The organism is Myxacorys chilensis (assembly GCF_059505265.1).
The window spans coordinates 1-4,604 of the sequence record NZ_JCACKG010000168.1; the positions used below are offsets into that span (position 1 = coordinate 1).

Genomic DNA, 4,604 nt, shown 5'->3' on the forward strand with positions numbered 1-4,604 from the left:
AATCGCCTTTGGACTAGTCATTTAGACCCAAACAACATGTCTGAGACATTACCCGGTGAGCCAAGCTGATCAAGTCTTTGTGATTCAGCAAGGACAAATTGTAGAGCGGGGAACTCATGCTGAACTGATGGCGCAACAAGGCATTTACGCGAATCTCTATGCCCTGCAATTGGGCAGTGCAACTGCGGCTTAATCTCTCTAGAACAGACTTTTACAAGGATAGGTTGCTATGAATTCTGAAAAATCCCTCAACGCAAAGCTTGTGCCGTTCTACTTAGGAGAGCAACGAGACTCAGAAGGTCGAACAATTCAAGAGATCTGGGCATGGGATTTTGAAGCGCTGGAATGCATTCACGATTACATTCAGTGGTTATTTCCGTTATCTGAGAGGAGTGCTTTCAACACTAATGCACCGCTCGTTGATGAAGACGTGATTCAGGCATTTCAACATGATTCACGCCTCCGTCAAAATTTGCTGCGATCGCTCACGGTTATGCTTCGGTTTTATGGATTGCAACGCCAGGAACGCGATCGCGGAGAAGTAATGATCAGCAAATCAGAAGACTATGAAATTCGTAAACGCGAATGGATTTGTCTGCTTGACCACAATTATCTCCGCATTACTCGGATACTAAAGTGCCTCATGACGTTTGGGTTGGAGGCTGAAGCCCAAGCGGTGTATGAATGCTTGCAGCAGATCTACAAAGAGAATCGCGATCAGATTGGAGGTGAAACGTTTCGGTATTGGACAGATGCAGTTAAAACCAATGCGGCAGCGTAGATACTGTTGAAGAAATAGTTTATTGAATTAGGGAATCTCCAACTCGTTCATTACTTCATTCTTTCAGATACAAAAGAAGCCGTTGTGGTTTGTCAAATCGCAGGTTAGCTGAGTATCTGCAAGCCCTTATGCTGTAAGTCGTGCTCAATTTGCTGCATGTCTTCGAGCGTTTCACCAGCCGTAATGCCGTAAATTTCAGTGTAGATTTTGCCGTATTTAACTCTTTCTAATGCAGACAAGATAGTAAAATCTTTGCGATCGAGATAGGGTTTGAGCCTGACCAACACAGAGTCTAATGCTCCATCCATTCGGTAGTCGGTGGAATACTTCGCCACTGCTTTGTTTAATCCCAACAAAGTATGACGCTGTAAACAAAGCGGAGTTGAACCATTGACCCGGAAATTAGCATCGATCGCATAAAGCCCTCCGTCTCGGTCTTCTAGCACGTCAAACCCAATGACGCCAAAGTAGCCCTGCTGATGAGCATAGTGAGCGATCGCGGCGATCATCTCAAAAAACTTGCTCATATCCGTGTCATTGTAATGAATCAGCCCACCTAAATAGTTGCCTTCTGCATCGACGAGTTGACCTGTTGTGCCGATCAGCGTCACTTCTCCTGCTTTGTTGACGTAGAACTGGACGCAGTGGTTTTGCACTGCATTCTTGATGAATTCTGAAACCACAATCATCCTGACTGATTCAATCTCAAGATATTTTCTCAGTTCTTCTAGACAGTAGTTGAGGTCACTGGCGTTTCTGATGATGTAAGTGCCCTCTCCGGAGAGTCCGTGCGATGTTTTGATCAAATAAGGAAAATTTTGGGGTAGCGGAATGTCTGTGATGTTCGTTTGGCGCAAATCGTAGCTTTTATAGTCTGGGCACTGTACTCCTAGTTCGGATAGCGTGACTTTGCTCAGCAGATGATAGTGAACGTCTGGATCAACAGCGTGTTTCTCAGGCTTGAGATGATCAAACGGAAATAGGGTAATGATTTGATCAATTCCGTTGCTGTCTAAACTGCCGAAAGAATTGCTCTGGCTGAGTTCATCGAGATACTTTGAGCAGTGAAACAGTTTTAGATTGGCATCGCGGAAGCCAAAATGCTCTCGCCAATAGTCAAGTAACACAGCTTGCACGGGAGAAATCACGATGCCTGGTAAACCATTGCCCAACACGGCTAAATTTTTCCAGGATTCTTTTTGACAAATCTTGTCGAATGATGTTTTGGTCGCTTCACTGCTGCCATCTTGGATGAAGTAGTGGTTTGTGTTGGGGTAGGCTGCCCAACCTGCGGTTGCTGGGTAGTTTAGGAGGAAGGCATAATGAGCATCTGTTGTGTCTTGAGCAAACAGATCCGAAAACGAGGTTCCTTGAAAATATGGAAAAGCAGATATCGGGTTCATATGGAGAGGTGAAGCGATCGCTAGCAACCAGTTACTCAGGAAACATAGTGACGAATAGCGCCATGATGCCAAGTGATGTTGCTTCTTCCATCGCTCTAATGGCAGGAATTGAGGAGAGTGATTGCTTTGCAAGATCCGCAGGATTGCAACTAAAGATAGAACTTAGCCTTCTTAAGTAAATTCCGCCAATGGCTCTGACAACTACATGCGCCAAACGCTGATCTAGCGAGAGTGTAGAAATATTGGGAGGGTAGAAACCGCATCTTTCTTGTATCCGTCAAATGAGGACTTGTCGGTTTAGTCAGTAATTGTTCTGAAAAAATTAAAAAAGCTCGAACATTAAGAACAGATCAATGTTGATCAAGAACAGATCGATGTTGATCAAGAACAAATCAACGTTGATCAAGAACAGATCAATGTACTTTGATAACATAAATAAAAGTGTTAGTTCTTACCGGATAAACATAGGTTATTAGTGCATGTTGATTTGTTCTTAAAGCGATCGCTTTAAGAACAAAACTACGTTGATCAAGAACAAAACTTGTAAGCGTGTAAAGTGATGGATCAGGTTTTGTAACGTATCGACATGCAGATAGAACGATCGTTGTTCTCTTCTTTCAGTAATGCGGCTTCAATTGCTCAATTGCAGGCTCAATTCTTAAATCTGCTTGACTCGATTGCTTAAATTCGATACGCTCACAAACTAAGTTGCCTTGCTTTTTGCCAGGTCAACTACACAACTCCCAAAGGCTGTTGCCTTAATCGCCGCTCAAAGTTGCTACCAACAACTCTGAACGGCTAACCCCCAATACTGTTCGAGGCAGTACGGGAGGCTAACACGGGATCATAGCATCCCCGAAGCCACCCTGTTTTACGCTGCACGCGGGGTGGCTTCAGTTTTTGGGATTTCTTCCCATGCATAACAGGAGAAATCTCAACGATGAATTACAACAATTTGCGCGGCTTGCTCTCGAAGGAGGATCATCTTGCTTTTGAGGGTGAGAAGATTCGGTTGCTTGCCATTGGATCACGAGAAGGCGTGATCGAAACGATTCACACGTTGCACAGTCTCGGTTATGCCGAAGCCGGGATGTGGAGTCCGTTACTTCCTGCCCCGACTGAAGGCGAGGTGATGAGTATTTTGACGAGGCAGCGGTTCCTCTAGAGTTGCGCTCTGCGCTAATCGGCTTAGAGGCGCGATCATGGATAGGCAGCAGTCATTGTTGCCTATCCAACTTGCTTGGAGCAGGGATGATCAAGATTTGCTGGAGGACGAGAAACGCGCTTCATGAACGGGGCTACGATTCGAGCAGTCGATCTGTATAACATGCCGCACAGGGATGTTATACAGATCGACTGCTCGAATCACCCAGTTTGGGACGTTATGCAGAGCTCAGTCTGCCTAAGATCCTATTTTGGGGTGTTATGCAGACTGAGATCTGTATAACATGTTGATATGAAGTGTTATACGGCTCGTGATCTGACTAAAATCCCAATTCAGGGGAGGTAGACAGAATAGGAAGGGTTAGATCTATCTAAATAATAGTTGGGTCGCTGCGAGAATGATATGACAGGACACGATCCACGGCGGGTGAAATTGAGAGCGCTCCTTTCGCGTAGCAATGCCGTTAGTTTAATGAGCGATACCAAATGGAAAAAGGTGGTAGAGCTGTTACTGACCTGGAAACGAAGGGTTCGGATAAAACTCATTAGCGACTCAGCGGTGAGTCAATGGGGTTCTATCGTTGCGGGTATTCCAGATACATATATTGAGCTCCCCTCTGTTGGTCCTATTCTGACTCTTGAGGTCGAATGGCTTGAGATTGACCCGGCAACCCCGACTTATGGTGCTAGTGTCCATGCGATCACGATGGGCGAAATCGTCGCGGCGTTAGAAGCATTGAACGCTATGGTGACTATTGAGGATGGAGCGATACGAGTTTGGGGACATCGCATTTGCTAACGGAGATGGCGTCCCAACAAGTGCGAAGCTGATTGGGTGGGATGCAAAGATTTCGGCAACCGCTGACCCAAACCGTTAGCTTGCTTCGTCCTGGATTGGGGCTATACAGAGAGATTATCGGTCAGGTGCGAATGTTAAGCTTGACCTAGACACACTAGGAGAGCGATCGCTGTGACTTCTATCAGGATTGACCTTTCAGATAGCCAGTTTGAAAAGCTACAAACTTTGGCGGCAGTGCATGGAATTGCGCTCGAAGTTCTATTGAAGGCAAGCTTAGAGGATTGGCTCAATTCCCAAAAGAGCGAGTTTATTGATGCCGCCAGTCATGTGTTGACAAAAAATGCTGAGTTGTATAAGCGTTTAGCATGATGCGTTTTCTAACATTAATTGAGGTGTTAGAACTAACTTAAGTTGCTAGTTAGAAGCGGCAGGGGAAGCAAAGCAAATAAAATCTCTT

The 4,604-nt window shown here is 45.3% G+C and carries 6 protein-coding genes; 5 read left to right on the top strand and 1 reads right to left on the bottom strand.

The window, feature by feature from the left end:
- Positions 1-55 precede the first annotated feature (55 nt).
- A complete protein-coding gene (locus AC5JLB_RS13775) occupies positions 56-193 on the top strand; it encodes a hypothetical protein (RefSeq protein ID WP_495874402.1) in 138 nt (45 codons plus the stop codon).
- A 36-nt stretch (positions 194-229) separates the two neighbouring features.
- The gene (locus AC5JLB_RS13780; protein ID WP_495874403.1) at positions 230-781 is read left to right on the top strand and encodes an opioid growth factor receptor-related protein; all 552 of its coding nucleotides are present in this window, start codon (positions 230-232) and stop codon (positions 779-781) included.
- A gap of 104 nt (positions 782-885) precedes the next feature.
- Here AC5JLB_RS13780 and AC5JLB_RS13785 read toward each other — a convergent pair whose 3' ends face one another.
- Positions 886-2,316: an ATP-grasp domain-containing protein gene (locus AC5JLB_RS13785; RefSeq protein WP_495874404.1), complete on the bottom strand. Its 1,431-nt coding sequence runs from the start codon at positions 2,314-2,316 to the stop codon at positions 886-888.
- A gap of 808 nt (positions 2,317-3,124) precedes the next feature.
- Here AC5JLB_RS13785 and AC5JLB_RS13790 point away from each other — a divergent pair.
- From AC5JLB_RS13790 to AC5JLB_RS13800, 3 genes are all read left to right on the top strand, one after another.
- Positions 3,125-3,349, top strand: a complete 225-nt coding sequence (locus tag AC5JLB_RS13790) for a hypothetical protein (protein WP_495874405.1) — start codon at positions 3,125-3,127, stop codon at positions 3,347-3,349.
- A 402-nt stretch (positions 3,350-3,751) separates the two neighbouring features.
- Complete coding sequence (locus AC5JLB_RS13795; RefSeq protein WP_495874406.1) at positions 3,752-4,147, top strand: DUF6678 family protein; 396 nt, start codon at positions 3,752-3,754, stop codon at positions 4,145-4,147.
- Positions 4,148-4,318: 171 nt separating this feature from the next.
- Positions 4,319-4,516 carry a DNA-binding protein gene (locus AC5JLB_RS13800; protein WP_495874407.1) on the top strand — a complete coding sequence of 66 codons (198 nt, stop codon included), beginning with the start codon at positions 4,319-4,321 and terminating at the stop codon, positions 4,514-4,516.
- Positions 4,517-4,604: the final 88 nt, after the last annotated feature.

Bases quoted from the DNA above. Each gene is read 5' to 3' on its own strand.
- AC5JLB_RS13795 (WP_495874406.1), top strand. From the start codon at position 3,752: ATGACAGGACACGATCCACGGCGGGTGAAATTGAGAGCGCTCCTTTCG.
- AC5JLB_RS13780 (WP_495874403.1), top strand. From the start codon at position 230: ATGAATTCTGAAAAATCCCTCAACGCAAAGCTTGTGCCGTTCTACTTA.
- AC5JLB_RS13790 (WP_495874405.1), top strand. From the start codon at position 3,125: ATGAATTACAACAATTTGCGCGGCTTGCTCTCGAAGGAGGATCATCTT.